Source organism: Ruegeria sp. AB5, assembly GCF_056542645.1.
On the sequence record NZ_JBQGAE010000035.1, the window covers coordinates 1 to 2,500 of the forward strand.

General features: G+C 54.6%; 1 tRNA gene and 2 rRNA genes (1 of these 3 cut by a window edge). All 3 read right to left on the minus strand.

The window, feature by feature from the left end:
* Positions 1-77 (minus strand) — tRNA-Met (locus tag ACR0L4_RS23185).
* A 50-nt stretch (positions 78-127) separates the two neighbouring features.
* A 5S ribosomal RNA gene (gene rrf, locus ACR0L4_RS23190) occupies positions 128-242 on the minus strand.
* A gap of 184 nt (positions 243-426) precedes the next feature.
* Positions 427-2,500, minus strand: a 23S ribosomal RNA gene (locus tag ACR0L4_RS23195) (it continues 792 nt past the right edge of the window).

The window sequence follows — 2,500 nt, forward strand, 5'->3', positions numbered from 1 at the left end:
TGGTTGCGGGAGTAGGATTTGAACCTACGACCTTCAGGTTATGAGCCTGACGAGCTACCGGGCTGCTCCATCCCGCGTCAGAGTCAGATTTGTATCATCGTGTTAGAGAGGATTGGGATTTTTCTAGGTTTGGCGGTGACCTACTCTCCCGGGGCTTAAGCCCAAGTACCATTGGCGCGGCAGTGCTTAACTTCCGGGTTCGGGATGGGACCGGGTGTTTCACTTGCGCTATGACCACCAAACCGAGGAAAATCCCCGTCGCTCTTTTTGCTTTGCAAAAAGGCGACGCGCAGGAGGCAGCGTATTCGCGAAGCGGATGCGCGTTCCTGCACGGTTGTGTTTTCAATCAACAGTGCCGCTTGGCGCGACACAGCCATCGTTAGTCAAAGAAGTGTATGCTTTTGATTTGTCTTCCCATTACTGGATCAAATCAAGCCTATCGGGCGATTAGTACCGGTCAACTGAACGCATTACTGCGCTTACATCTCCGGCCTATTGACGTGGTGGTCTTCCACGGCCCTCAGGGAGACCTTGTTTTGAGGGGGGCTTCCCGCTTAGATGCCTTCAGCGGTTATCCTGTCCGATCATAGCTACCCAGCACTGCCGTTGGCACGACAACTGGTCCACCAGTGGATCGTTCACCCCGGTCCTCTCGTACTAGGGGCAACTCCTCTCAAGTCTCCTACACCCACGGCAGATAGGGACCGAACTGTCTCACGACGTTCTAAACCCAGCTCACGTACCTCTTTAAACGGCGAACAGCCGTACCCTTGGGACCTGCTCCAGCCCCAGGATGAGATGAGCCGACATCGAGGTGCCAAACACTGCCGTCGATATGGACTCTTGGGCAGTATCAGCCTGTTATCCCCGGCGTACCTTTTATCCGTTGAGCGATGGCCCTTCCACTCGGGACCACCGGATCACTATGGCCGTCTTTCGACTCTGCTCGACTTGTCAGTCTCGCAGTCAGGCTGGCTTCTGCCATTGCACTCAACGAGCGATTTCCGACCGCTCTGAGCCAACCTTCGCGCGCCTCCGTTACGCTTTAGGAGGCGACCGCCCCAGTCAAACTACCCGCCACGCAGGGTCCCGGATCCGGATAACGGACCGCGGTTAGACATCAAGAGTGCGAAGGGTGGTATCTCAAGGGTGGCTCCACAGGAACTTGCGTTCCTGCTTCAAAGCCCACCACCTATCCTGCACATCACAATCCTGATGCCAGTGCGAAGCTGTAGTAAAGGTGCACGGGGTCTTTCCGTCTAACCGCGGGAAGCCTGCATCTTGACAGGCAATTCAATTTCGCTGAGTCGATGTTGGAGACAGCGGGGAAGTCGTTACGCCATTCGTGCAGGTCGGAACTTACCCGACAAGGAATTTCGCTACCTTAGGACCGTTATAGTTACGGCCGCCGTTTACCTGGGCTTCAATTCAAGGCTCTCACCTCTCCTTTTAACCTTCAGGCACCGGGCAGGCGTCAGACCCTATACGTCGTCTTGCGACTTCGCAGAGCCCTGTGTTTTTAATAAACAGTCGCCACCCCCTGGTTTGTGCCCCCAGCCCCTAGTTGCCTAGGAACCGGGCCTCCTTCTCGCGAACTTACGGAGGTATTTTGCCGAGTTCCTTCAACATCGTTCTCTCAAGCGCCTTGGTATGCTCTACCAGTCCACCTGTGTCGGTTTAGGGTACGGTCTGATGGAGGGCTATTTCCAGGAACCACTCAGCAGCCCAATCAATCCGATAAGATTGAACTACACCTGTGATCCGTCACATCCTCCTGGCCTAGGAATATTAACCTAGTTCCCATCGCCTACGCCTTTCGGCCTCGGCTTAGGGGCCGGCTTACCCTGCTCAGATTAGCTTTAAGCAGGAACCCTTGGACTTTCGGCGAGAGTGTCTCTCACACTCTTTGTCGCTACTCATGTCATCATTCTCACTAGTGATCTCTCCACCGGATGGCTCACGCCCCGGCTTCATCGAAAGAACTCTATCCTGCGCTACCGCCTATTCGGCTACTTGAGCGCGGTTGCCCGCGCCGTATAACCGGCGGCAATACAGGATGAGTTCTATGTCACACTACGCTCTGCTACCGATGCTTACGCATCCCTAGACTTCGGCTCATGGCTTGAGCCCCGTTACATCTTCGCCGCAGGACAACTTATTTAGACCAGTGAGCTGTTACGCTATCTTTAAAGGATGGCTGCTTCTAAGCCAACCTCCTGGTTGTTTTGGTCGTCCCACCTGCTTTCCCACTTAGCCATGAATTGGGGGCCTTAGTCGTAGGTCAGGGTTGTTTCCCTCTCCACTACGGACGTTAGCATCCGCAGTGTGTCTGCCATCTAGTACTCCCGGGTATTCGGAGTTTGGTTAGGATCAGTAAGCCTGTGGGGCCCCATTACCCATCCAGTGCTCTACCCCCCGGGGTATTCGGATGACGCTCTACCTAAATAGATTTCGCAGAGAACCAGCTATCTCCGAGTTTGATTGGCCTTTCACCCCTAGG